This is a genomic window from Salinibacterium sp. CAN_S4, assembly GCF_015752305.1.
Classification (GTDB): domain Bacteria; phylum Actinomycetota; class Actinomycetes; order Actinomycetales; family Microbacteriaceae; genus Rhodoglobus.
The window spans coordinates 274,341-296,980 of the sequence record NZ_JADOVB010000004.1; the positions used below are offsets into that span (position 1 = coordinate 274,341).

The following is a 22,640-nucleotide window of genomic DNA, read 5'->3' on the forward strand; positions in this document are numbered from 1 at the left end:
CCGCGACCTTCAGGCTCACCGCGGCGTGCTCGGACTCGTCACTGTCACTGCGCCGGAGATGATGTCGGCACGCAGAGCGTCGATCTCAGCGGAGAGTTCAGGGGTCACCCTGCCGGCGAGGTCGTGGAACGGGGCGATATCCACTCCGCCGTTCTCCAGCGTGCCGATGTACGGGCTGTTGTTGAAGTCCCCGTCGATGCTCGACTTGACGATCGTGACCACGGCGTCCCCGGTGTTTTTCAACACGGAGGTGAGCAACACGGGTCGGAACTCTGCCGCGAGCACGTCATATCCATCGGTGTCGACCCAGATGATGGATGCACGGCCGCCCGAATCGAGGGCAGCACGGGCCGCACCCTCACCGACCTGGCCGGCGACGGGCAGGATCACGTCAGCGCCCTGGTCGATGAGCCCCTGGGTGACGGTGAGTCCCTTATTGATGTCTTCGAAGTCACCGGTGAAGACACCGTCCTGGGTCTGCTTATCCCAACCGAGCGCGACCACGGCCGTGCCGTGCACCTTGTTGTACTGTGCGACACCATCCACGAAGCCATCCATGAAGAGCGTGACCGGCGGCTGGTTTCCTCCGCCGAAGGTCGCGACCTTTCCGGTGGTCGAGACGCCGGCGGCGAGGTAGCCGGAGAGGAAGGCCGCCTGGGCCGTGTCGAAGACGAGCGGCTTGATGTTCGGGGCATCCGCCACATCGTCGACGATGGCGAAGTCGACATCGGGATGGGCCGCCGCCTGCTCGATCGTGGCGGGGGTGAGCTCGTACCCGACGGTCAGGACGAAGCCGCAGCCCGTGTCGACCGCCTGCTGGACGTTGGGCGCGAGATCGGTCTCCGAGGTGGAGACGAGCACGTCGACGTCGATGTCGAACTGGTCGGCAGCATCCTGCATGCCTTTCCAGCTCGCGTCGTTGAATGACCGGTCGTCGAGTCCGCCCGAGTTCGTGACCATGCGGGCGCAGAACTGCTCGCCTCCCCCGCCAGCTGCGGGGGCTTCAGGAGCTGGAGCGCAACCAGCCAGTGACAGCATCGCGACCGCGACGACGGCACCCACGCGCACCACAAACGACTTCGACATAAGCCCTGCTCCTCGTGACCTGGCCGACGGGACGCCGTTCCACTGGGAACGACGCTAGCCACATCGCTGCTGGCACCATCGGTCGAGGTCGCCCTCGACCGAGTTCGTTACGAGTTCGTTACTGAGGTGACGTCCGGCTCGCTGTCACAGCACGTCGTTGCGCCCGGACAGCTTGAGCGCGTCGACGACGGACTTCACTCGCTGGGCGTTGGCGGTCGTGGTCACGAGCAGGGCATCCGGAGTATCGACGACCACGATGTCGGTCACGCCGATGAGGGAGATCAGGCGACCGCTCTGGCTGATGACGACACCGGTGGATGCATCGGCCAGCACCCGTGCGTTCTCGCCGAGGATCGCGAGGTCGGACTTGCGGCCGCCGGAGTGGAGTTTGGCGATCGAGGCGAAGTCTCCGACATCGTCCCAGTCGAAGTCCCCCGGAATGACGACGAGTTTGCCCGCGGCGGCGGCGGGCTCGGCGACGGTGTAGTCGATCGCGACCTTCGCAAGACCGGGCCACACCCTGTCGACGACGGCACCCCGGCGCGGGGTGTCCCAGGCCTCGGCGAGCTCGGTCAGGCCTGCGAGCAGTTCCGGCTCCGCCTTGCCAAGCTGCGCGAGGAGAACATCGGCCCTGGCGATGAACATCCCGCCGTTCCAGAGGTGGTCGCCATCTGCCAGATATCGTTCTGCGGTCTCCAGGTCAGGCTTCTCGACGAACGACTGGACCGTTACCGCGTTGGGCGCTCCCTCTATTGCGAGGGGATCCCCGCAGTGGATGTATCCGAACCCGATGGCCGGATCGGTCGGGGTGATGCCGATCGTGGCGATGAAGCCGGCGCGCGCTGCGGCGACTCCCTCGCCCACGGCGCGGCGGAATCCTCGCATGTCCTTGATCACATGGTCTGCCGCAAAGGATCCGACAATGACATCGGGTTCGCGGCGCAGCAGGATGGCCGCAGCGAGCCCGATCGCCGCTGATGAGTCTTTCGGCTCGCTCTCGAGCACGACATTCGGATCAGCGAGGTCCGGCAACTGCTCTTCCACCGCAGCGCGGTGCGCCCGACCCGTGACGACCATGATGCGGTCGGCTCCCGAAACGGGCACGAGCCGATCCCATGTGTCCCGCAGAAGCGTCTTTCCCGATCCCGTGAGGTCGTGCAGGAACTTGGGAGCGTCGGCTCTCGACAGGGGCCACAGCCTCGAGCCGATCCCACCCGCCGGGATAACACTGTAGAAGTCGTCGAACGCAGAGGGGTTGTTCATGCCCCCCACCATAGGCTTAACGCCGCATTCACCCTCAGGACACTCTGCCCACTTAGCGTCGGAAGCACGACGATCGAGCGGAGTCGGTGTGCGAGTAGCAGTTGTCAGCGAGAGTTTCCTCCCCACAGTCAACGGAGTCACTACCAGCGTCAGACAGGTGCTCGACCACTTGAAGCGCGGTGGACACGAAGCCATAGTCATAGTCCCGTCGGCTGGAGCGCCCACGAGCTACGCGGGATTCCCCGTCTTCGGTGTTCCCACCATCGCCTATCGGCAGTTCCCTGTCGGACTTCCGAGCCCCCAGGTTCAGCGTCTGATCGCCGACTTCGCTCCGGACGTGATCCACGCGGCCTCACCGTTTCTGCTCGGAGCCCAGGCGATTGCGGCCGGGGGGAGGCTCGGCATCCCCTCCGTTGCCATCTTCCAGACGGATGTTGCGGGCTACGCCAGACGCAACCGGCTCGGCGCCGCCACTAAATTTGCATGGCGTGTGGTGCGGTGGATCCACGAAGGCGCCGACCTCACCCTCGTGCCATCGAGCGCCTCGATGGCCGACCTGGAGAGGGCCGGGATCGCTCGGCTCGCCCGCTGGGGTCGTGGAGTCGACCTGGTGACCTACCACCCGAGGAACAGGGCGACCCCGGCCGCGATCGCGCTCCGGGAGCAGATCGCGCCGCGGGGCGAGACCGTCGTCGGTTATGTGGGTCGGATCGCGCCGGAAAAACAGGTGGAGCGCCTCGCCGCCCTTCGCGGCGTTGCCGGGATCAGTATTGCGATCGTCGGCGATGGGCCGTCGGTTCCCCACGTGAAGAGGCAGCTCGCCGGCATGCCGGTGAGCTGGCTCGGAAAACTCTCTGGCACTGAACTCGCGACCGCGTACGGCAGCTTCGATATGTTCCTGCACACCGGCACCGAGGAAACGTTCGGGCAGACCATCCAGGAGGCGCACGCCAACGGTATCCCCGTGATCGCACCGCGCGCGGGTGGCCCCATAGACCTCGTCGATCACGGTCGCAATGGATTCCTGTACGAGCCGGGCAGCGACTCCCAGTTGCGAGCCAGCGTGGAGGCACTCGCGTCGGACAGCGCACTCCTGTCACGGATGGGGGAAGCCGGCCGACGCACCGTTCTGCCGCGAGACTGGGAATCGCTCTGCAACGAACTGCTCGGCCACTACGCGCATGCCATCGCGCGGCGAGTCGCTCAGCGGGTCGCACCCACGAGGCGCCCGGTCAATTCTCACCGCCGATAGAAGTGCAGGAAAAAATAGCGACAACAGAAAGCGATGAAAGAAAGCTATTTCTTTCGAAAGTCGCTGTTTCTCTGCTGTATCGGAGGCGCCCGGTGCAGTGGGCGTCCGTTCGTCCGAATAGACTGATTAGGTCCGTCAACCGGACACTTCGTCGGCCACGACTGATGGCCTGAAATCCGCAAGGAGGGTTGATCGTGTCCGATAAGTCGGCCGGTACCCTGGCAGGCAAACAGCCCGTCGTCCCCACCATTGCCAGGCCCAAGCGGCCAGCGGGAACGCTGTACCGAGGGCGAGAAGGAATGTGGTCGTGGGTGATGCATCGCATCACCGGCGTCGCGATCTACTTCTTCCTTCTGGTGCACATCCTCGACACCGCGCTGGTCCGAGTGAGCCCCGAGGCGTATAACGCGGTGATCAACCAGTACAAGACGCCCATCATGGGCCTGGGTGAGATCGCACTCGTCGCGGCTATTGGGCTTCACGCGTTGAACGGCCTGCGCATCATCCTGATCGACTTCTGGAGCGTCGGCACCAAGCACCAGAAGCTGATGTTCTACATCGTCATCGGCCTGTGGGTCGTACTGATGATCGGCTTTGTGCCTCGCCAGTTCATGCACATCTTCGGAGGCGGAGAATGACCACGATCGACGCTCCCCGTACCCCTGCACCCGTTCGCCGCCCTCGCGGCGGTGTGAACTGGGAGAAGTGGGGCTGGATCTACATGCGCGCGAGCGGTGTCGTTCTCGTCGTGCTGATCTTCGGGCACCTCTTCGTCAACCTCGTCGCCGGTGAAGGCGTCAAGGCCATCGACTTCGCGTTCGTCGCGGGCAAGTGGGCCGACCCGTTCTGGGTCGCCTGGGACACCGCTCTGCTGTGGCTGGCGCTCATCCACGGTGGCAATGGCATGCGCACCCTGATCAACGACTACGCGAACAACCGACTCGTGCGCACGGTGCTGCTCAGCGCCGTTGCCATTTCCACCGCCCTACTGCTCATTTTGGGAACCCTTGTGATTTATACGTTCGACCCCTGCCCCGCAGGAACCGCCGCTGACCTGCTCCCCAGCTTCTGCCCGGTGGCCTGATGGCCGGCGACAAGAACGGCATGGTCGAAGACGGAGCCATCGTCGACGGTGTGCACTACCACCAGTTCGACATCGTCATCGTGGGCGCCGGCGGTGCCGGGATGCGCGCAGCGATCGAGGCAGGCCCCGGTGCACGCACCGCAGTCATCTCGAAGCTGTATCCGACGCGGTCTCACACCGGTGCGGCGCAGGGTGGCATGGCGGCGGCTCTGGCCAACGTCGAAGAAGACAACTGGGAATGGCACACCTATGACACGGTCAAAGGTGGCGACTACCTGGTAGACCAGGATGCCGCCGAGATCCTCGCAAAAGAGGCCATCGACGCAGTCATCGATCTCGAGAACATGGGGCTGCCGTTCAACCGCACCCCCGACGGGATGATCGACCAGCGCCGCTTCGGTGGCCACACTCGCGAACACGGCAAGGCGCCCGTTCGCCGTGCCTGCTACGCAGCAGACCGCACAGGTCACATGATCCTCCAGACGCTGTACCAGAACTGCGTCAGGCTCGGCATCAACTTTTTCAACGAGTTCTATGTGCTCGACATGGTGATGACAGAGGTGGATGGGCTCGAGCAGCCTTCCGGCGTCGTCGCCTACGAGCTCGCCACCGGTGAACTTCACGTCTTCCAGGCGAAAGCGATCATCTTCGCCACGGGCGGCTTCGGCAAGATCTACAAGACGACTTCGAATGCGCACACCCTCACCGGTGATGGCGTCGGGATCATCTGGCGCAAGGGACTGCCGCTCGAAGACATGGAGTTCTTCCAGTTCCACCCCACCGGGCTCGCCGGTCTCGGCATCCTGCTCTCCGAAGCAGCCCGCGGCGAGGGAGCGATCCTGCGCAATGCGGAGGGCGAGCGCTTCATGGAGCGTTACACCCCGACCCTGAAAGACCTGGCGCCGCGAGATATCATCGCGCGATCGATGGCGCTCGAGATCAGGGAAGGCCGGGGCGCAGGCCCGAACAAGGACTACCTGTACCTCGACATCACCCACCTCGAACCGGCCGTGATCGACGAGAAGCTTCCCGATATCACGGAGTTCGCACGCACCTACCTCGGTGTCGAGCCGTACACGGAGCCCGTGCCGGTGCTGCCCACGGCGCACTACGCGATGGGTGGGATCCCGACCAACGTGCACGCCGAAGTGCTGCGCAACAACACCGATGTCGTCAAGGGTCTCTACGCCGCCGGCGAATGTGCCTGCGTCTCGGTGCACGGCTCGAACCGACTCGGCACCAACTCGCTGCTGGACATCAACGTGTTCGGTAAGCGCGCGGGAAAGCGCGCCGTCGAGTACGTGCAGACCGCCGAGTTCATCCCGCTGCCCGAGAACCCCACCGCGGGCATCCAGTCGATCCTCGACATGGTGCGTTCGGGCAATGGCACCGAGCGGATCGCTGTGATCCGCAAGGAACTGCAGGATTCGATGGACCGTAACGCTCAGATCTTCCGCACGGAGGAGAGCCTCAAAGAGGTCACCGAGCTCATCGAGACGCTGCGAGCCCGCTACAAGAACATCCAGATCCAGGACAAGGGCAAGCGGTTCAACACCGACCTGCTCGAAGCCGTCGAACTGGGCTTCCTGCTCGACCTCGCCGAAGTTCTCGTGTACTCGGCACGCTCGCGGCACGAATCCCGCGGCGGCCACATGCGCGAAGACTTCCCCGACAGGGACGACGAGAAGTTCCTCGTGCACACGATGGCATACCGCGTCGGCGACCCCGAGTCTGCAGACGCCGGAGAGCACATCCGTCTCGACTGGAAGCCTGTCGTGATCACGAATTACCCGCCGATGGAACGAAAGTACTGAGGAACAGTCTCATGAGCAACGCGGTCATGGAAAGCAAGCCGAGCATCCCGGAAGAGATTCCGACGTTCACGGCCACGCTCATCATCCGGCGCTTCGACCCCGAGGTGGATGACGAGCCGCGCTGGCAGGACTTCGACGTGCAGATGCACGGCACCGATCGGGTGCTCGATGCCCTCCACAAAATCAAGTGGGAACAGGATGGGTCGCTGACCTTCCGTCGCTCGTGCGCCCACGGTGTCTGCGGCTCCGACGCGATGCGCATCAACGGACGCAACCGCCTCGCATGCAAGACGCTTATCAAGGATCTCGATATCTCGAAGCCGATCTACATCGAGGCCATCAAGGGCCTGCCGCTGGAGAAGGACCTCGTCGTTGACATGGAGCCGTTCTTCGACTCCTTCAAGAGCGTCAACCCGTTCCTCATGGCGGGAAGCGTGCCCAAGGGCGGCAAAGAGCGCAAGCAGAGCCCGGTCGAACGTGCGCGCTTCGACGACACGACCAAGTGCATCCTGTGCGCTGCGTGCACGTCGAGCTGCCCGGTCTTCTGGACCGACGGGCAGTACTTCGGCCCCGCGGCGATCGTGAACGCGCACCGCTTCATTTTCGACTCACGTGACGACAATGCCCAGGTGCGACTGGACATCCTCAACGACAAAGAGGGTGTGTGGCGTTGCCGCACCACCTTCAACTGCACAGACGCCTGCCCCCGTGGCATCCAGGTGACGCAGGCCATCGCCGAGGTCAAGCAGGCCATCCTCCGGGGGAAGGCTTAAAGCCTTTCGTGGAGGATGGCCCCGCGCTGGAGCTTTGAGAAACGCGCCAGCGTTTCCGCGACGCCAGCGCTGAGGGAGCCTGCGACCGAGGACTTACCTAGCGCGGCCTCACCGAACCCCGCTCAACCCAGCAGGTTGACGGTGATCCCCGAGCCACCGCTCGAGAGCTGCACCGGCGTCACGAGTGCGTTGACGAGGCCGTCGACGGTTCCGAGAACCGTTGCCAGCACTCCACCGCCGGGAAGCAAGCCTTTCAGGTAGTCGCGATCGACCGTCTGCACGAGGTCGAGCGAGCTGACCCCGCCCGGGATCGCCGTCGCGCTGATCACCCACGTGCCGCTCACGTCGACAGTCGTCGTGGCATAGACCTGGCCGCCGGCCTGCAGGGAGAGATTCGCCCCCGGCGTCCCTGAGCCGGCGAGGCTGAGTGAGACGTCAGCCGCGACCGCGCCCCCAGTGACCGATTCGACGACTCCGGTGACTCCGTCGACGACGCCGCCTACGGCCCCGTCGACGTCGCCCTCGAGCGCCCGATCGACTCCTCCGAGCACGGTTCCGAGGCCGTCGGCGACTCCGCCGTCGAGGGTGCCGGTCAGTGTCTCAGTTGAGACGACTCCGAGGTTGGTGGGGTCGTCGGCGCGAGGGCCGGTGCCGTCCGCCGAGCCAGATCCGGAGCCGCCCGAGGAGGCAGCACTGTCACTCTCGTCGGAAACCGTCGTGCTGGCGGAGTCGCTCGCATCGCTGCCTCCGGGGGAGAGAGTGACTGCTGAGCCCGATACCACCATGGCCAGCACGAGAGTTCCCACGACGCCGATGGGTGCCCCGGCCATGCCGAAGAACCCGAGAGCACCCGCGGTCGTGGCACCGGAGGAGATCGCGGCCCCAGACCCGAACGCGACGGGCACAGCGGGGATCGTGCCAACAGTTGCCGCCATCGCTGATCCGGCGCTGCCGTACGAGGCGAGCATGGCCCCGCCGGCGACTCCACCGAGCAGGATGGGAAGCATCACGAATGCCAGCCTCGAGCCGACCTCATCGACCTCTTCGCTGATGATCGCGCACTTCGCGCACGCCAGGAGGTGGGCGTCCAACCGGTCCGAGTCCCGTGCCGTCAGGCCTTTCCTGGCGTGCTCGCCGATGCGGGAGATCGTCCACTGGCACGCGCCTGAGGCCGTGGCGTCGTTGATGTGGGCCTGCAACCACGCCTTCCGCAGCCCTTCGCGGGCGCGGTAGGACAGCGCCGCGACACCGTTGGCCGTCATGCCGAGAACTGGCGCGACCTCGTGCGGATCCATCCCTTCGACCTCGGTGTACCACAGCACAGACTGCCAGCGCTCGGGGAGGCTACGGAAGGCACGGGCGGTGAGCGTGCGATCGAGGGCGATGGCCGCAGGATCATCGATGGTGGCAGGGTCTTCGAAGTCGGCGATGTCGTCGACCTGGACGTCCCTGGACGCCGCACCCCAGGTCGAGGCGAGGTTTCGAATGGTCGTGTAGAGGTAGGGGCGGAATGCTCCGGTGGGGCCGCCGCCCGCCAGAATGCGCTGGTAGATGCGGGTGTACGCCTCGGAGACGAGGTCGTCCGAATCTATCGATGACGTGAACTGGCGGGCGACCCTCGCGCCGGAACGGAAGTGACGGCGCCAGAGTTCGGCGAACGCGCGCTGGTCTCCCTCGCGCGTCTGCTCGACCAGTGCCTGATCGGAGGTGGTTGGCCCCGCGCCGTCCCTGATGTTCATCCCCTTGGTCCATTCCCCCAGAATCGACTACGCCATTGTGCCTCGCCAGCCTGAGCAAAAGCCAGTTTTCTCTCAACCTAAGAGACAGCCGGGTGTGGGGGTTATGACGCCGATTCTCCGAAAGATGTCAAAAACTTCAACTGGATGCCTCGGCTCAGGCTCCTGCTGCGGCAGCCGCCGCACGGGCCCCGGCGGCCGTCGACGCTCCCAGGGCGGCGGTGGCGCGGGCTCGCGCCTGCTCAGGATTCACCGTCGCAAGCTCTGCCCGCACATCGGCGAGCGCTGCGGGGGTCATCGACAGGGTGGTCGCGCCCAGTCCGACGAGCACCACGGCCAGTTGCGGATCCGCCGCGGCTTCCCCGCAGATTCCGACGCCTTTGCCCGCGGCCGCTCCCGCGTCGCCCAGCATCTTGATGAGTCGGAGCACGGCAGGATGCCACGGATCCTGGTAGCTCGCGACGGAGCCGAGCATCCGGTCTGCCGCCATCGTGTACTGCGTCAGGTCGTTGGTGCCGATCGAGACGAAGTCGGCCGCCGCCAGCACCTGGTCTGCCATCAGCGCGAGGGACGGGATCTCGGCCATCACGCCGACGGTCTTCAGGCCGAGTGCTTTACCGAGCTTGACGAAATAGCGGGTCTCCTCGGCGTCGGCGACCATCGGTGCCATGACCCAGAGGTCGGCCTCCGTGGCATCCTGGGCGCCCTTCAATGCCGTGAGCTGGTCGAGCAGGATCTGCTCGCTCGCCCTGAGGGCTCGCAGCCCGCGGAGCCCGAGCGCCGGGTTCTCCTCGTGGGCGGCGTTGAGGAAGGCGAGGGGCTTATCGGCTCCGGCGTCGAGCGCACGCACGACGACCTTCTTACCGGGAAAGAACGACAGCAATTCGGTGTACTTCGCCTGCTGGTCGGCGACGGTGGGGGCCGTCTTCGAGTCGAGGAACAGAAACTCGGTGCGGAACAGGCCGACGCCCTCCGCTCCCAGCTCGACGGCCTCAGGGCCGTCCTTCGGCGAACCGACATTGGCCAGCAGCGGGATCTTCGTGCCATCCGAGAGGGCGCCATCCACGATCGGGATGGTGGACGCGGCGGCGCGGGCCGCGATACGCGAGTTCGCTTCGGCGACGGCCGACTCGGAGGGGTCGGTCGTGACGAGCCCTGCCGCGGCATCCACGATGACGACGGTGCCATCGGCGATCTCGAGAGCCCCCGTCACGCCGACGATGGCCGGGATCGACTTCGACCGAGCAAGGATGGCGGTGTGGCTGGTCGGTCCGCCGTCGCGGGTGATCAGGCCGAGCACCTTGTCGAGATCGAGCAGCGCCGTGTCGGCGGGAGCGAGATCGGGTGCCACGAGGATGAAGGGGGTGTCGCTGGTGGGCACACCGGGCGCGGGCACTCCACGCAGGTGAGCGATGATGCGCTGAGACACATCACCGAGGTCGGTGGCCCGCTCGGCCATGTAGCCGCCCATCCCGATGAGGATCTCCTGGAACGCAGCGAAAGCTTCGAACACTGCGCGCTCGCCCGACGTGCCGGCCCCGATGCGCTCCTTGACGTCATCGGTGAGGGTCGGATCCTGCGCCATCATGGACGCGGCCTCCAGCACAGCCTGGGCCTCGCCACCCGCCGACGCGCCCCTGGCCGCCAGCTCGGTGGCCACGGCCGAGAGCGACTGCTGCACTGTCGCGTATTCGGCGGCAGCATCTCCCGCGTGGCGCTCATCCATGGGTTCCGGCAGAGGGTCGGGCATTCTCAGGATGGGTCCGACAGCGACTCCGCGGCCGACTCCTACACCGTGCAAATCCATCTGCTGGTCCTCTCCATCGGGGTTCTGGCGGTGTTCGACCGAGATCGGCGTGATGCCACCTCTGTCAGCCTAGCTATGGTGGAGTGATGGCGTTGATGGAGAATGTGACCGCGATCGTCGCGCGGCTGATGAAGCTGAAGCCTGTCAGAGTGTTTCTCCATTACGCGGCGCACAACGGGCCGCTGATGGCGGCCGGGCTGTCGTTCCAGGCCATCTTCGCGGCCTTCGCGGCCATCTGGGTCGGATTCGCCATCGCCGGCTTCGTGATCAGCTCCAATCCCGAGGTCGAGGATGCGTTCCTCACCCTGCTCCGCTCGAACCTACCCGGATTGATCGGTGGCGACGGCAGCGAGGGGGCGATCGATCCGGACGACCTCTTCTCGACCGGGATCCTCACGTGGACCGGCGTCATAGCCGCCGCCGGACTGGTGTTCACCGCCCTCGGGTGGCTCGCGTCCGGCCGCGATGCCGTGCGCAACATCTTCACCGTGCCGCCTGCCACCACCAACTTCCTGCTCCTGAAGGTCAAAGATCTGGGAATCGCGATCGCCTTCGGGATCGCCCTCGTCGTTTCCGCCGCGCTGACCGTGTTCAGCACCGCCGCATTGGCGACAGTCTTCGGCTGGCTGGGTATCGACTCGACGTCGGATGTCACGGTCATCGTCGCTCGTATCGCCGGCCTCCTGATCGCACTCGGTCTCGACATCGTCGTGCTCGGTGCGTTCTACAGGGTGGTGTCCGGTATCCGCATCCCGTGGCGCATTCTCGCGCAGGGCACCATCATCGGGGCTGTGGCGCTCGGCATCCTGAAGGCACTCGGCAGCAGCCTGCTCGGCGGCGCGACCAGCAACCCGTTGCTCGCGTCGTTCGCCGTGATCATCGGTCTTCTGATCTGGTTCAACTTCATCTGCCAGGTGATCCTGCTGGCAGCATCGTGGATCTCGGTCAGCTCCGAGGACAGGGGCGTGAGCCTCGCGGGCAGCCAGAAACGTGGCGAGAAGACCGACGCCCGACCCAGTAACACCGCAACCGCCCTGTAGCCGCTCCCGGAGCGTCGGCAGCCGTCGGTAGTCTCGAATCATGGCAACACGACTCCGCATCGCATCCGTCAACACCAACGGCGTCCGCGCCTCGTTCCGCAAGGGAATGGGTGAATGGCTGGCCGCGCGCGACGTCGACATCCTCGCCATGCAGGAGGTGCGGGCATCCACCGAAGACCTCGAAGGGCTGCTCGGCGCGGAGTGGACCATCCTGCACGATGCCGCGACCGCGAAAGGTCGCGCAGGCGTCGCACTCGCCTCACGGAACCCCGCACACGTACACAGGGTCGCCCTCGGCTCCGATGATTTCGACAGCGCAGGCCGCTGGCTCGAAGCCGACTACGAGGTCGGTGGTCGCATCGTCACGGTGGTGAGCACCTACGTGCATTCGGGAGTGGTCGACACCCCGAAACAGGTCGAGAAGTACAAGTTCCTCGATGCGATGACGGTCAGGATGCCCGAAATCACCGCCCACACGGACCTCGCCGTGATCGTGGGAGACCTCAACGTCGGGCATCGCGAGCTCGACATCAAGAACTGGAAGGGCAACCGCAAGAGTGCCGGATTCCTGCTCGAAGAGCGCGCCTACTTCGACAGGTTCTTCGGCCCCCGGGGCGAAGACGTGGAGGGTGTCGACGGCACCGTGGCACCGGGGCTCGGCTGGATCGACATCGGCCGCCGCTCCGCGGGAGAGGTCGAAGGGCCGTACACGTGGTGGTCCCAGCGCGGCCAGGCGTTCGACACCAACACGGGGTGGCGGATCGACTACCACGTCGCGACCCCCGAGCTCGCGGCATCCGCCACCAACTACACGGTGGATCGCGCTGCGACCCACGACCAGCGCTGGAGCGACCACGCGCCGGTCGTGGTCGACTACGAGGTGTAGCGGCACGCGCGACAGTCCAGACTTTCGTTTCTGGGAGAATGAGGGCATGAGCACCAAGCCCCGACTTTTCTCCGGCATGCAGCCGTCAGCCGATTCCCTCCAGCTCGGCAACTACATCGGGGCGCTCCTGCAGTGGAAAGAGCTGCAGTCCACCCACGATGCCGTCTTCTGCGTCGTCGACCTGCACGCGATAACCGTCCCGCAGGATCCCGCGCAGTTGCGCGAAGCCACGAGACGTACCGCCGCGCAGTACATTGCCGCGGGAATCGACCCTGCGCAGTCGATCCTGTTCGTGCAATCGCAGGTGGCGGCGCATCCGCAACTCGCCTGGATGCTCAACACCATCACCGGGTTCGGCGAAGCCTCGCGCATGATCCAGTTCAAGGAGAAGTCGCAGAAGCAGGGGGCTGACGGCACCAACGTCGGGCTCTTCACCTACCCGGTGCTGCAGGCCGCAGACATCCTGCTCTATGACGCCGAGGTCGTGCCCGTCGGCGAAGACCAGCGGCAGCACATCGAACTGACGCGTGATCTCGCTAACCGCTTCAACACCAGGTTCGGGCACACCTTTGTCGAGCCCGAGGCCGTCATCCAGAAGGAGACGGCGAAGGTCTACGACCTGCAGGAGCCGACCAACAAGATGAGCAAGTCGGCCTCGAGCACCGCCGGCGTGGTGTGGATGCTCGACGAGCCGGCCGTCACCGCAAAGAAGATCAAGTCTGCCGCAACCGACAGCGAGCGTGAGGTGCGGTTCGATAGCGCGCAGAAGCCGGGCATCTCGAACCTGCTCACGATTTACTCCGTTCTCTCGGGGCGCACGATCGCCGACATCGAGAAGGAGTACGACGGGCACGGCTACGGCGACTTCAAGAAGGGGCTCGCCGAGGTCGCGGTCGACACGTTCGGCCCGATCCGCGCGAGGACGCTGGAGCTGCTGGATGACCCTGCGGAGCTCGACCGCATCCTCGCCGGTAACGCCGACCGGGCCGCGGAGATCGCCGATGCCACGCTCGCGCGCGCCTACGACCGCATGGGCTTCCTCGCGCGCGCATGATTCCCGCAACGCTCACGACGGCCAGGCTGACACTGGACGCGGTCACCCCCGCCGATTCTGACGCCGTCTTCGAGTACTGCAACGACACCGACTTACAGGGTTACGTCCCTGTCCCCCTTCCGTACTCGCGTCATGCCGCAGCGAGTTACACGGAGGGCTACGCGCCCAAGGCTCCGTGGCTGTGGGCGATCCGACCCCGCGATCGCGGACCGCTGCTGGGCGTGATCGAACTGAAGCCGCATGAACTGCGCTCCGCCGAGCTCGGCTACTGGCTGGGGCATCCACATCGCGGCCAGGGAATCATGACCGAGGCCGCCACCGCCGTGATCGATTTCGGATTCAGTGCAGACGGCGCCGCGCTGACTCACATCGACTGGTGTGCGGTCGTCGGAAATCTCGGGTCTGCGACCGTTGCACAGCGGATCGGGATGCGGTTCGAGGGGACACGTCGACAGTCGCTGCCGCATCGCGACCGCCGGCTCGACGCGTGGGTCGCGAGCATCCTCGACAGTGACCACCGCGAGCCACAGGCCGGGTGGCCGCTGTGACCATCACCGTCGTGCTGTTCGATCTCGACGACACGCTCTTCGCGCACCGCTACGCCGTCGACACCGCGATCGCGAGGTTTCTCGATACAGACGACCCCGCGGAGGTGACGCGCTGGCACGAGCTCGAAGAGTTGCACTACCCGCGCTACCTCTCGGGCGAGCTGGGACTCATCCCGCAGCGCCGGGTGCGGTCGAGGGCCATGGCCGCGCCCTATGGCCTCGCCCTCAGCACCGATGCCGAAGCCGACGACTGGTACGACCGTTACTTCGTGGAGTACAAGCGGGCCTGGGCGTTGCACGACGACACCATCCCCTGCCTCGACGCACTGGATGCGGCGGGCCTCCGCATCGGGCTCATCACCAACGGCGACCTCGCGTTCCAGACCGAGAAGCTCGAGGCGACAGGCCTCGATGCACGGCTGGAGCACGTGATCGCGAGCGGCGAGGTGGGTGTCGCAAAACCGGATGCCCGCATCTTCGCCATCGCCTGCGAAAGGTTCGGGGTGGCCCCGTCACAGGCAGTGTACGTGGGAGACCGCCTGCAGACTGACGCGGCGGGTGCGGCGAAGGCCGGGCTGACCGGGGTGTGGCTGGACCGCTCCGGCGCCGGTGCCGTGGACGAAGCGGCCGCGCCCGACCCTGCGGCGGGCATCCGGATCATCACGACCCTCGCGGAGCTGCCGGGGATGCTCGCCTGACCGGGACCGGCTCGCCGACACTGGCTCGCAGGCACCGTGTTCGCAACTCCTGCAATTCGCTCTCTGAACTGCACGGAACGACGAGCGAGCGCGGACGAGCCGAGGTGGTCGCCACAACCTGCAGGAGTTGTGGACATCGGGCGGCTCGACCTCGCAGGAAGAGTCACGTGCATGCCGCCAGGAGACCCCGCACAGCCTCGAGCACGTCGCCGGGTCTCTGCATCGTCCGTTGGTAAGCGGGTCGGATGCTCGGATACCCCAGCCTGGCCACGTCGATGTCCCTGTTGCGGTCCCGAACGTGAAGCTCCCAACCGTCATGGGCCAGGCGGCTGTCCGCCTCAACGACCACCCGGCCTTCGACGACCAGATCGACCCGACCGATACCGGGAAACGTGACCTGGAGATCGCAGTGCAGTCCAGCATCTTCGAGGAGGAGCCTCAGCATGGTCTCCTGGCCGGCCTCTGCCCTTCCGTCCACTCGGGGCAAAACACCGGCGAATCTCTGTGGACAGTTCGCGAATATCTCACGGAGATCGCGCAGGTCGATCGCCTTGAGGAATAGCGCATTGTCCAGTGATGCGATGGCGTGCCGCTCGTCCTGGCACTGGATCACCTGGGCGAGCGCATCCTTCACCCCCACCGAAACCTCTGAACCAGCATCCGCCTCGTCCAGTGGTGACCAGTGCATCGTGATGTTTCGCCTGCTGTTGGGAGGGAGCGGTCTGCGCGCATCGTTAGGGTGGCGCAGCCGGGAAGCAGTCCTGTCCAGATGGATGTGGGTGCGTGAGTCATCGATAGCGAAGATGCCCGCATGCGACAGGGTAGACAGGCACGCGAGACGGCCACCGACTCGCACCGACTGAAGCACGGATCGTGGCGCGTCCGGCCGCGCATAGTGGTCGCGTCGAACGCGCAGCAGGTACCCGCTGCGAACCGCGGCCGTGAGGTAACGCGGGCGTGCCCCCGCAGCGAGCAGTTGCGCACGGGACGCGACCGTCACGCCGAGCTCGTCGAACGCTTCATTCCAGGTCATGCTCCCGAGAGTGGCGGAGTCCCGGGGCCTGGCGGCTTCTTCCAGCACACCCGTGGACTCGTCGGCACCGCAGGCCCCTGTTCACAACTCCTGCAGACAGCGCTGCCGCGGGGATGACTTCTGCAGGACTCCGAGGTTGTCGCCGAACGGCAGCCGCGATCTGCAGGAGTTGTGAACACGGGGGGCGGGGGCGGGGTGCGGCGAGACGCTGGCGAGGACGGCACGAGGGTGCCTGAGGTGGCATCCACCGGTCGGTGGATGCCGACTCCTCCGGTGGACGGCTGTTGCACGGCTCCCGGCACGGGCACTATTGGCTCATGACAACCATCGACTCCGTTGTGAGAGTGCGAGACCTCCATAAGCGGTACGGCAGCTTCACCGCACTCGACGGCGTGAGCTTCGACATCCATCGCGGCGAGACCTTCGCGCTGCTCGGCCCGAATGGCGCCGGCAAGTCGACCACCATCGAGATCCTCGAGGGGTACCGCGATCGCACCAGCGGGGAGGCGAGCGTGCTCGGCATCGACCCTGGCAAGGGCGGGCTCGAATGGAAAGCCAGGCTCGGCATCGTGCTGCAGTCGACGGGCGAGAGCGGCAACGTGACGGTACGCGAACAGCTGACCCACTTCGCCGGCTTCTATCCGAACTCCCGAGACGTGGATGAGGTGATCGCCGCGGTGGGGCTCGTCGACAAGCAGAAGACGCTGATCCGCAAACTGTCGGGTGGCCAGCGCCGGCGGGTGGATGTCGCACTCGGCATCATCGGACGACCCGAGTTGCTCTTCCTCGACGAACCGACCACGGGCTTCGACCCGGAGGCACGGCGCCAGTTCTGGCAGCTGATCGAGAGCCTGAAGCAGGATGGCACGACCATCCTGTTGACGACGCATTACCTCGACGAGGCCGCCCAGCTCGGTGACCGTGCCGGCGTGATCGCCGGCGGGAAGCTCATCGACATCGGCGGGATCGACGAGATCGGTGGAGCCGAGTCCCGCGTCCCGATCGTGCGCTGGAGGCAGGATGGCGTCGAAAAGAGCGTGCGCACGACAGAGCCCGGCCTGGTGGTCGCGAGGGTCGTCGGCGAGGTCGGCGAGCCCGAGGGGCTGGAGATCATCCGCCCGAGTCTCGAAGACATCTACCTGCAGCTGGTAGCCGACCACGCGGCCGGGGAAGCCGCCGAACTTCTGGAGAAGGCGTCATGAGCACCACGACCATCCCGACGCTGCCTGCGGGCCGGACTGTGCTGCTGGGGCTCAGCCGCATCCGCTACGAGGTGACGACGTACTTCCGCCAGGGCGATTCGGTGTTCTTTTCGTTCCTGTTCCCGCTGGTCATGCTCACCATCTTCTCGGTCGCGTTCAGCGAGCAGAACTTCGGGCCGGAGAACGCGCCGCTGAGCGCCGCCGCGTTCTACCTTCCCGGAATGATGGCCGCCGGCCTGCTGCTCAGCGGACTGCAGAATCTCGCGATCGACATCGCCGGCGAGAAGGGGGACGGAACCCTCAAGCGGTTCGCGGGCACCCCCCTGCCGGTGCTGAGCTACTTCATCGGCAAGATCGGGCAGGTGTTCGTGACCGGCATCATGCAGGCCGCGATGCTTCTGGTCGTCGCTCGGGTCGCCTTCCAGGTGGAGCTGCCCACGGAGCCCGAGAAGTGGGCGACCTTCGCCTGGGTGTTCGTGCTCGGGGTATCGACGTCGGCGATCCTGGGCATTGCACTGAGCGGGTTGCCCCGCAGCGGCAAGAGCGCAACGGCGGTCATAATCCCGATCGCGCTCGTGCTGCAGTTCATCTCGGGTGTCTACCTCGGCTTCTCCCAGCTTCCGGAATGGCTGCAGAATGTCGCGAGTGTCTTTCCGCTGAAGTGGATGGCGCAGGGCATGCGATCAGTGTTCCTGCCGGAGGACTTCGCCTCACTCGAGCAGGGTGGCACGTGGGATCTCGCCGGGGTCGCGATCGTCACGGCGATCTGGCTCGTCGTCGGCCTCGCGGTGACCCGCATGACCTTCCGCTGGATCCGCAAGGATAGCTAGATGACGAGCAACCGGTGGTGGAACGTCGCGGTCTCCGGGATCGCGGTGGTTCTCATCGCTCTGCTGCTGGTGAGCAGCACGACCACGGAGTCGTTGGTCGGAGGAATGGCCTGCATAGCCGTGTTCGTTTTGGCGTGGTTCACTCTGGGCCGAATCGCACAGAGGAACAGCGCCGCCCTGGCCGCGTTCATCCCCGTGCTGATTGCGACCTCGGCGGTCGCCGCGGGGTTCGAGACCGCGATGGCGACCATTCAGTGTGTCGCGTATCCCCTGATCTGGGTGCTGATCCAGAGCACGCGCCGGGCCGTGGTCGCCAACGTGATCCTTGCAGCGGCGATCGGCGTCGGCATCTACATCAACACGGGTTCGGCGGTCGTGGCCATCGCCATCGAGGCGGCCTCCCTCGTGTTCAGCCTCGCGCTCGGTTCGTGGATCACTACGATCGCGAACCAGAGCGAAGAGCGCCTGAGGCTGCTCGACGAGTTGAAGACGGCGCAGGAGAAGCTGTCCATTCTCGACAGGGATGCCGGGGTCTCGAGCGAGCGGGAACGGCTGGCCCGGGAGATCCACGACACGATCGCCCAGGATCTGACCGGTCTCGTGATGCTCGCCCAGCGGGCCCAGCGGGAGCTGTCGAAGGGAGAATCCCCCTCCGACACTCTAGGGACGCTCGAGGAAAGCGCCAGGACCGCACTCGCCGAGACACGGGCGCTCGTGGCATCCGGAACGCCCGTCGCATTGAACGGTGGAATCTCGGATGCCCTCGACCGGCTGGGGGAGCGTATTGCGAGGGAGACCGGGCTCGAGATCTCGGTCTCGGCGGGCGACCTGCCCGAACTCGACCGCGACACCGAAGTGGTGCTGCTGCGGTGCGCCCAGGAGGGGCTCGCGAACGTGCGCAAACATTCTGCAGGGCGCTCGGCCACGGTGAGCGCCTGGGCCCACAACGGTTCAATCGCGCTTCGGGTGACCGACGACGGCACCGGTTTCGACCAGGATGCCGCGACCACCGGCTTCGGACTGAACGGCATGCGCGGCAGGCTCGCCCTCGTCGGCGGCGCGCTCGATATCTCGAGTTCGCCGGCGGGAACCGTGCTCACCGCGACGCTGCCCCTGCGGGTCCGAGCATGATGGTGGTCCGAACGTGACGCGGGTCCGCGCATGATCCGCGTGCTGGTGGCCGACGACCATCCCATCGTGCGCGGCGGGATCGTCGCGCTGCTGTCGGCTGCGGGTGACATCGAGGTGGTGGGCGAGGCGTCGGACGGACTCGAGGCCGTCGACCTGGCCGCCGCCCTCTCGCCCGATGTGATCCTGATGGACCTCAGGATGCCCGGACTCGACGGTGACGCCGCAACGGCCCGCATCCTCGCGCACAGGGCCGAGGCGCGCGTGCTCATCCTGACGACGTATGAGACCGATGCGAGCATCCTGACCGCCATCGAGGCCGGGGCGAGTGGCTACCTGCTGAAGGCTGCGCCGCAGGAGGAGATCCTCGCCGGGGTCAGGTCGGTGGCGCGCGGCGACGTGGCCCTCGCGCCGGCGATCGCTGCGCTGCTGGTGAAGCGGGTCGCGAAGCCGGCCGTCACGCTGAGCCCGCGTGAGAGGGAGGTGCTCGTTCTCGTGGCCCAGGGCGACAGCAATCCCACGATCGCGAAGAAGCTGTTCGTCGGCGAGGCCACGGTGAAGACGCACCTGCTGCACGTGTTCGAGAAGCTCGAGGTGAACGATCGCACTCGCGCGGTGACCATGGCCATGGAACGCGGGCTGATCTGAGCCTTCGGCGTCAGGACGTCAGAACGGGAAGCCGACCATCACGGGCTCGGCCTGCAACGGCAGGCCGAACTGCGAGAGCACCCTGGCCTGCACGAACCGCGCGAGCTCTGCCACCTGGTCCGCGGTGGCACCACCCCGGTTGGTGATCGCGAGCGTGTGCTTCGTCGAGATGGCGGCGCGGGAGCCCGGCAGCGCAAAGCCCTTTCCGATGCCCGAATGCTCGATGAGCCAGGCGGCGCTGAGCTTCACCAGTCGAGGATCCTGGGGGCGACGCTCCGGCAGCTCCTGCCCCAGTGGCACGACCACGTCGGGCTCGTCGGGTGCAACAGGCCAGCGCGGGGCATCCATCGGCAGGCTGCGTGCGACATGCTCGGAGACGATCGGGTTGGTGAAGAACGAGCCGCAACTGGTGGAGTCTGCGTCGGTGGGGTCGAGCACCATCCCCTTGGAGGCGCGCAGCGCGAGCACGTTCGACCGCACCTCGGCGAGCGGAACCTCGGTGCCGAGCGGCACCCCGAGCGCCTGGGCCAGCTGCGGAAACGCGACAGCACCGTGCGGGCTCCTGCGGAGTTCGAACTCGACCGACAGCACGACGCCCTCTCGACCGCGCTTGATCGCCGAGGTGCGGTAGCCGAATCCGAGTTCGTCAGCGGTCACCCGCTCGATCTCGCCGCTCAGGAAGTCGAGGAACTCGATCGAGACGAGGGTGTCGGCGATCTCCTGCCCGTAGGCTCCGATGTTCTGGATGGGCGCCGCCCCGGTCGACCCGGGAATACCGCTCAGCGCTTCGATGCCCGCGAGCCCGTTCGCAACGGTGTACTCGACCAGCGCGTCCCACGGCTCCCCCGCCTGCACCTGAAGACGCACGGCACCGGCATGCTCGCTTGGCTCGATGCCACGATTCAGGGTGCGGATGACCGTGCCATCGATGCCGTCATCGGAGATGACCACGTTGGATCCGCCCCCGAGCACGAACCACTCGTCGCCGTCGGCCCAGGCCGCGCGGGCCGCGTCGACCAGCCCGGCGGTGGTCGTGGCATCCACCAGTCGCGTGGCAGGGCCGCCGACCCGCATGGTTGTGAGCTCGGAGAGCAGCATCAGGTCAGTGTCATCACGTGAGTGACACCGTGACCTGCGCCTTGCCCAGCACAGTCTGGTCGGCGGCCGTCACGGTCAGGTCGATACGCGTCGACTCCTCGTGGGTCACAGCGATCTTCGCGACGACGGTGATGGCGGCGCCCTCCGTGGCATCCACGAGCACCGGGCGCGTGAATCGCACCTGGTATTCGAGCACGATTCCGCGCTCACCCATCCAGTCGATGACGGGCTGAACGGCGAGGCCCATAGTCAGCATGCCGTGGGCAAGCACGCCGGGGAGCCCGACGGACTGCGCGTTGTCATCGCGGTAATGGATCGAGTTGAAGTCGCCGGAGGCCCCGGCGTACCTCACGAGCGAGTCACGGGTGATGGGGAAGGTGCGCTCGGCGATCACGTCGCCGACGGTGAAGTCGCTCATGCGTCACTCCTGACGACGAGGGTGGAGATGGCGGTGACCACGTGCGAGCCCGTGGCATCCACGATCAGGGATTCAGCCGTGACCATCGCGTTGCCGCCCAGGGTCTTCACGCTCGTGACGGTGAGGGTCGCGGTGAGCTCATCGCCGGCCACGATCGGTCGGGTGTAGCTGAAGCGCTGCTCGCCGTGCACGACCATGGAGAAGTCGATGCCGGCATCGGGCTCGGCGAGCAGTTGGGCGAGCGTCGCCTCCTGCACGACGACGGGAAATGTCGGCGGTGCGATGACGTCGCTATAGCCCGCGTTCCTGGCGGCCTCGACGTCGAAGTTGAGAGGGCTGGTGGCGAAAACGGCCCGGGCGAACTCGCGGACCTTCTCTCGCCCGACGAGATAGGGGGCGGTGGGGGCGAACACCCGGCCCTGGATGTCTGGATTCACTGGCACCCAGCCAGCCTACCGATCGGCGCCTGCGCTCATGGTGGCCCGGACATGCAAAACCCCGGTGACACCATGGTCACCGGGGTTTCGCGGAATCTAGTGGTGAGACAGGCCTACTGGCAGCTGTCGCACTGAAGAAGATCCATCGGGTCGACGGGAACTGCGTAACCGCCGACGTTGTCGCCATCGTTGGTGTAGTTGTCGTTGTCCATATGCGAACCTCCCCAAATCTTGTGTGCCTCAACCGTCGGCATGCGTTCTGCCTGACAGTTTTCCGGCTTGTCCTCCCGCTGACTGCGGGTGGGTCTCCACTATATAACCTGAATGACACCACTGTCATTCCACTACATGTTGTGTTTACGGCGTGTCGCCGAATTTTTTCGAGGTCACCACGACATCCGGCAATCGCGAGTGGACAGACCGCTCCGCCCTATATATTTCCCCACAGTTCGCTCAAAGCTCTCGACACCCGGCCCGCGTCGGGGTTGAATCGTTGGAACAGCAAAAGTGAGCATCGCCCAGAGAGTGCTTCAGTGTTTTCCATGAGCGTCAACGGAGATCGAATCATGACCATAGCGACACCCTCAACGGCCCGCGATCAGAAGCCTGCGGCTCCTATCCGCTGGAAAGTCGTGCAGCCTGGCCTGTGGATCGGGCATCGCGACCGAGAGTTCGCCGGCATGATCGAGTCGACCATGGCCGGCGATTACGCCGCCATGACCAACCTCGGCCAGCAGCTCGGCACCTTTCCCAGCGTGGATGCCGCGAAACAGAGCTTCACCGACTGACGCTGCCGCGCCGCGCA

Annotated in this window: 24 protein-coding genes; 15 read left to right on the top strand and 9 right to left on the bottom strand. The window is 65.8% G+C overall.

Going from position 1 to position 22,640, the window contains the following annotated elements:
* Window positions 1–15 precede the first annotated feature (15 nt).
* Both IWX81_RS11900 and IWX81_RS11905 read right to left on the bottom strand, forming a co-directional pair.
* Window positions 16–1,086 carry a BMP family lipoprotein gene (locus tag IWX81_RS11900; protein WP_199281529.1) on the bottom strand — a complete coding sequence of 357 codons (1,071 nt, stop codon included), beginning with the start codon at window positions 1,084–1,086 and terminating at the stop codon, window positions 16–18.
* A gap of 144 nt (window positions 1,087–1,230) precedes the next feature.
* Window positions 1,231–2,349 carry a mannose-1-phosphate guanylyltransferase gene (locus IWX81_RS11905; RefSeq protein ID WP_199281530.1) on the bottom strand — a complete coding sequence of 373 codons (1,119 nt, stop codon included), beginning with the start codon at window positions 2,347–2,349 and terminating at the stop codon, window positions 1,231–1,233.
* An 88-nt stretch (window positions 2,350–2,437) separates the two neighbouring features.
* On the opposite strand from IWX81_RS11905, the gene IWX81_RS11910 reads away from it, so the two are divergent.
* From IWX81_RS11910 to IWX81_RS11930, 5 genes are all read left to right on the top strand, one after another.
* Window positions 2,438–3,601: a glycosyltransferase family 4 protein gene (locus IWX81_RS11910; protein WP_199281531.1), complete on the top strand. Its 1,164-nt coding sequence runs from the start codon at window positions 2,438–2,440 to the stop codon at window positions 3,599–3,601.
* A 194-nt stretch (window positions 3,602–3,795) separates the two neighbouring features.
* Complete coding sequence (sdhC, locus tag IWX81_RS11915; protein WP_442977745.1) at window positions 3,796–4,239, top strand: succinate dehydrogenase, cytochrome b556 subunit; 444 nt, start codon at window positions 3,796–3,798, stop codon at window positions 4,237–4,239.
* Window positions 4,236–4,685 carry a succinate dehydrogenase hydrophobic membrane anchor subunit gene (locus tag IWX81_RS11920; protein WP_199281532.1) on the top strand — a complete coding sequence of 150 codons (450 nt, stop codon included), beginning with the start codon at window positions 4,236–4,238 and terminating at the stop codon, window positions 4,683–4,685. The genes sdhC and IWX81_RS11920 overlap by 4 nt, the downstream gene beginning before the upstream one ends.
* A complete protein-coding gene (sdhA, locus tag IWX81_RS11925) occupies window positions 4,685–6,499 on the top strand; it encodes a succinate dehydrogenase flavoprotein subunit (RefSeq protein ID WP_334594039.1) in 1,815 nt (604 codons plus the stop codon). Before IWX81_RS11920 ends, sdhA begins: the two co-directional genes overlap by 1 nt.
* An 11-nt stretch (window positions 6,500–6,510) precedes the next feature.
* Complete coding sequence (locus IWX81_RS11930) at window positions 6,511–7,272, top strand: succinate dehydrogenase iron-sulfur subunit (protein ID WP_199281533.1); 762 nt, start codon at window positions 6,511–6,513, stop codon at window positions 7,270–7,272.
* A gap of 122 nt (window positions 7,273–7,394) precedes the next feature.
* Here IWX81_RS11930 and IWX81_RS11935 read toward each other — a convergent pair whose 3' ends face one another.
* Both IWX81_RS11935 and ptsP read right to left on the bottom strand, forming a co-directional pair.
* A complete protein-coding gene (locus IWX81_RS11935; RefSeq protein ID WP_199281534.1) occupies window positions 7,395–9,011 on the bottom strand; it encodes a sigma-70 family RNA polymerase sigma factor in 1,617 nt (538 codons plus the stop codon).
* 154 nt (window positions 9,012–9,165) lie between these two features.
* Window positions 9,166–10,815, bottom strand: a complete 1,650-nt coding sequence (gene ptsP, locus IWX81_RS11940) for a phosphoenolpyruvate--protein phosphotransferase (RefSeq protein ID WP_199281535.1) — start codon at window positions 10,813–10,815, stop codon at window positions 9,166–9,168.
* 86 nt (window positions 10,816–10,901) lie between these two features.
* Here ptsP and IWX81_RS11945 point away from each other — a divergent pair, with 86 nt between their 5' ends.
* The 5 genes from IWX81_RS11945 to IWX81_RS11965 are packed head-to-tail and all read left to right on the top strand — an operon-like array spanning window position 10,902 to window position 15,041.
* Window positions 10,902–11,855 (top strand): YihY/virulence factor BrkB family protein, encoded by a 954-nt coding sequence (locus IWX81_RS11945; RefSeq protein WP_199281536.1) that lies wholly within the window; start codon window positions 10,902–10,904, stop codon window positions 11,853–11,855.
* 40 nt (window positions 11,856–11,895) lie between these two features.
* A complete protein-coding gene (locus IWX81_RS11950; protein ID WP_199281537.1) occupies window positions 11,896–12,741 on the top strand; it encodes an exodeoxyribonuclease III in 846 nt (281 codons plus the stop codon).
* Window positions 12,742–12,787: 46 nt separating this feature from the next.
* On the top strand, window positions 12,788–13,795 hold the full coding sequence (trpS, locus tag IWX81_RS11955) for a tryptophan--tRNA ligase (protein ID WP_199281538.1): 1,008 nt from the start codon (window positions 12,788–12,790) through the stop codon (window positions 13,793–13,795).
* On the top strand, window positions 13,792–14,343 hold the full coding sequence (locus tag IWX81_RS11960) for a GNAT family N-acetyltransferase (RefSeq protein WP_199281539.1): 552 nt from the start codon (window positions 13,792–13,794) through the stop codon (window positions 14,341–14,343). Before trpS ends, IWX81_RS11960 begins: the two co-directional genes overlap by 4 nt.
* On the top strand, window positions 14,340–15,041 hold the full coding sequence (locus IWX81_RS11965) for an HAD family hydrolase (RefSeq protein ID WP_199281540.1): 702 nt from the start codon (window positions 14,340–14,342) through the stop codon (window positions 15,039–15,041). The genes IWX81_RS11960 and IWX81_RS11965 overlap by 4 nt, the downstream gene beginning before the upstream one ends.
* A gap of 163 nt (window positions 15,042–15,204) precedes the next feature.
* Here the strand turns inward: IWX81_RS11965 and IWX81_RS11970 are convergent, their stop codons facing one another.
* Entirely contained in the window at window positions 15,205–16,074 is an 870-nt protein-coding gene (locus tag IWX81_RS11970) for a type IV toxin-antitoxin system AbiEi family antitoxin domain-containing protein (RefSeq protein ID WP_199281541.1), read from the bottom strand.
* Window positions 16,075–16,391: 317 nt separating this feature from the next.
* Here IWX81_RS11970 and IWX81_RS11975 point away from each other — a divergent pair, with 317 nt between their 5' ends.
* Genes IWX81_RS11975 through IWX81_RS11990 form a run of 4 tightly spaced genes read left to right on the top strand, consistent with a single transcriptional unit; the run spans window position 16,392 to window position 19,882 of the window.
* Entirely contained in the window at window positions 16,392–17,276 is an 885-nt protein-coding gene (locus IWX81_RS11975) for an ABC transporter ATP-binding protein (RefSeq protein ID WP_199281542.1), read from the top strand.
* On the top strand, window positions 17,273–18,106 hold the full coding sequence (locus IWX81_RS11980) for an ABC transporter permease (RefSeq protein WP_199281543.1): 834 nt from the start codon (window positions 17,273–17,275) through the stop codon (window positions 18,104–18,106). The genes IWX81_RS11975 and IWX81_RS11980 overlap by 4 nt, the downstream gene beginning before the upstream one ends.
* A complete protein-coding gene (locus IWX81_RS11985) occupies window positions 18,107–19,237 on the top strand; it encodes a sensor histidine kinase (RefSeq protein ID WP_199281544.1) in 1,131 nt (376 codons plus the stop codon).
* Window positions 19,238–19,267: 30 nt separating this feature from the next.
* Complete coding sequence (locus IWX81_RS11990) at window positions 19,268–19,882, top strand: response regulator transcription factor (RefSeq protein ID WP_199281545.1); 615 nt, start codon at window positions 19,268–19,270, stop codon at window positions 19,880–19,882.
* Window positions 19,883–19,900: 18 nt separating this feature from the next.
* Here the strand turns inward: IWX81_RS11990 and IWX81_RS11995 are convergent, their stop codons facing one another.
* The 4 genes from IWX81_RS11995 to IWX81_RS12010 form a co-directional block, all read right to left on the bottom strand.
* On the bottom strand, window positions 19,901–20,980 hold the full coding sequence (locus IWX81_RS11995) for a UDP-N-acetylmuramate dehydrogenase (protein ID WP_199281546.1): 1,080 nt from the start codon (window positions 20,978–20,980) through the stop codon (window positions 19,901–19,903).
* A 13-nt stretch (window positions 20,981–20,993) separates the two neighbouring features.
* Window positions 20,994–21,398 carry a MaoC family dehydratase gene (locus IWX81_RS12000; protein WP_199281547.1) on the bottom strand — a complete coding sequence of 135 codons (405 nt, stop codon included), beginning with the start codon at window positions 21,396–21,398 and terminating at the stop codon, window positions 20,994–20,996.
* On the bottom strand, window positions 21,395–21,841 hold the full coding sequence (locus IWX81_RS12005; protein ID WP_199281548.1) for an FAS1-like dehydratase domain-containing protein: 447 nt from the start codon (window positions 21,839–21,841) through the stop codon (window positions 21,395–21,397). Before IWX81_RS12005 ends, IWX81_RS12000 begins: the two co-directional genes overlap by 4 nt.
* Window positions 21,842–21,948: 107 nt before the next feature.
* Window positions 21,949–22,047 (bottom strand): ribonucleotide-diphosphate reductase subunit beta, encoded by a 99-nt coding sequence (locus tag IWX81_RS12010; RefSeq protein WP_199281549.1) that lies wholly within the window; start codon window positions 22,045–22,047, stop codon window positions 21,949–21,951.
* 354 nt (window positions 22,048–22,401) lie between these two features.
* On the opposite strand from IWX81_RS12010, the gene IWX81_RS12015 reads away from it, so the two are divergent.
* On the top strand, window positions 22,402–22,623 hold the full coding sequence (locus tag IWX81_RS12015; protein ID WP_199281550.1) for a hypothetical protein: 222 nt from the start codon (window positions 22,402–22,404) through the stop codon (window positions 22,621–22,623).
* Window positions 22,624–22,640 lie beyond the last annotated feature (17 nt).

Coding starts and splice junctions, on each gene's coding strand:
- IWX81_RS11900 (WP_199281529.1), bottom strand. CDS start 1,086: ATGTCGAAGTCGTTTGTGGTGCGCGTGGGTGCCGTCGTCGCGGTCGCG.
- IWX81_RS11905 (WP_199281530.1), bottom strand. CDS start 2,349: ATGAACAACCCCTCTGCGTTCGACGACTTCTACAGTGTTATCCCGGCG.
- IWX81_RS11920 (WP_199281532.1), top strand. CDS start 4,236: ATGACCACGATCGACGCTCCCCGTACCCCTGCACCCGTTCGCCGCCCT.
- sdhA (WP_334594039.1), top strand. CDS start 4,685: ATGGCCGGCGACAAGAACGGCATGGTCGAAGACGGAGCCATCGTCGAC.
- IWX81_RS11930 (WP_199281533.1), top strand. CDS start 6,511: ATGAGCAACGCGGTCATGGAAAGCAAGCCGAGCATCCCGGAAGAGATT.
- IWX81_RS11935 (WP_199281534.1), bottom strand. CDS start 9,011: ATGAACATCAGGGACGGCGCGGGGCCAACCACCTCCGATCAGGCACTG.
- ptsP (WP_199281535.1), bottom strand. CDS start 10,815: ATGGATTTGCACGGTGTAGGAGTCGGCCGCGGAGTCGCTGTCGGACCC.
- IWX81_RS11945 (WP_199281536.1), top strand. CDS start 10,902: ATGGCGTTGATGGAGAATGTGACCGCGATCGTCGCGCGGCTGATGAAG.
- IWX81_RS11950 (WP_199281537.1), top strand. CDS start 11,896: ATGGCAACACGACTCCGCATCGCATCCGTCAACACCAACGGCGTCCGC.
- trpS (WP_199281538.1), top strand. CDS start 12,788: ATGAGCACCAAGCCCCGACTTTTCTCCGGCATGCAGCCGTCAGCCGAT.
- IWX81_RS11960 (WP_199281539.1), top strand. CDS start 13,792: ATGATTCCCGCAACGCTCACGACGGCCAGGCTGACACTGGACGCGGTC.
- IWX81_RS11970 (WP_199281541.1), bottom strand. CDS start 16,074: ATGACCTGGAATGAAGCGTTCGACGAGCTCGGCGTGACGGTCGCGTCC.
- IWX81_RS11975 (WP_199281542.1), top strand. CDS start 16,392: ATGACAACCATCGACTCCGTTGTGAGAGTGCGAGACCTCCATAAGCGG.
- IWX81_RS11980 (WP_199281543.1), top strand. CDS start 17,273: ATGAGCACCACGACCATCCCGACGCTGCCTGCGGGCCGGACTGTGCTG.
- IWX81_RS11985 (WP_199281544.1), top strand. CDS start 18,107: ATGACGAGCAACCGGTGGTGGAACGTCGCGGTCTCCGGGATCGCGGTG.
- IWX81_RS11990 (WP_199281545.1), top strand. CDS start 19,268: ATGATCCGCGTGCTGGTGGCCGACGACCATCCCATCGTGCGCGGCGGG.
- IWX81_RS11995 (WP_199281546.1), bottom strand. CDS start 20,980: ATGCTGCTCTCCGAGCTCACAACCATGCGGGTCGGCGGCCCTGCCACG.
- IWX81_RS12000 (WP_199281547.1), bottom strand. CDS start 21,398: ATGAGCGACTTCACCGTCGGCGACGTGATCGCCGAGCGCACCTTCCCC.
- IWX81_RS12010 (WP_199281549.1), bottom strand. CDS start 22,047: ATGGACAACGACAACTACACCAACGATGGCGACAACGTCGGCGGTTAC.
- IWX81_RS12015 (WP_199281550.1), top strand. CDS start 22,402: ATGACCATAGCGACACCCTCAACGGCCCGCGATCAGAAGCCTGCGGCT.